Source organism: Campylobacter concisus (assembly GCF_002914195.1).
GTDB classification, from domain to species: Bacteria; Campylobacterota; Campylobacteria; order Campylobacterales; family Campylobacteraceae; genus Campylobacter_A; species Campylobacter_A concisus_M.
Window position 1 is genome coordinate 1 of record NZ_PPAU01000119.1, and the last position, 702, is coordinate 702.

Below are 702 nucleotides of genomic sequence, written 5' to 3' on the forward strand. Positions count from 1 at the left end.
ATTAAAAATGCCTGCAAGATTTTTTAATTCTTCAATTATAAAATTTTCTCTTTGGGTTATATTGCTTCTATTGTTACTAATCTTTCTTACCAATATCTTTAATTCTTCTAAAAAACCTTCCATGGCAAAATTTCTTCTGCTTAATTCGTTTTTGCTTTTTGCTTTTGCGAAATCGCTATTGCAAGCATTAAATAGAGGTAAGAACATTGCTTCTACTCTAGCAGATGGCGATAGATCTTTCCTCAAAGCATTTTCACTATATGCTATTTGGTATATTTTCGAGTCAGGGACATCTTTTTTGATGATCTTAACTGGTATTGTTTGTAGCGGTGGTTTGTCTTCGCTTCTTAATGCGTTATTTAATGCCCTAAGAGCCGCAAGTCTTCTTCTGCCACTTATTAATTCTAGCTCTCTTTCGCCTTTTCTAGCAAAAATTAATGGCACTACAATGCCGTTTGCTTCTATGTCTTTAACAAGAGAGAGAAAGTCTTCGCTATTTTCCAGATCACCATCGATTGATCTATCATCAAGGTTATCTCTGATTTCGTATTCATTTGGGTCAATGCTGCTTATCTCTTCATAAAAGTCCATAGGTTATTCCTTACATTTTTGTAAATTCCATAGTTGCGCCGTTCATTTCTTTAATGCCAGAACTCATAGATATTTGAGGTGGCGTATTTGCGTTTAAGAATTTAATTATAT

Annotated in this window: 1 protein-coding gene; it reads right to left on the reverse strand. The window is 33.8% G+C overall.

The genetic code is table 11. The annotated features are described in order from the left end of the window. Positions 1 to 591, reverse strand: a 591-nt coding sequence (locus tag CYP28_RS08360; protein ID WP_181000442.1) for a ParB N-terminal domain-containing protein, incomplete at its 3' end; no start/stop codon positions are given. Positions 592 to 702: the final 111 nt, after the last annotated feature.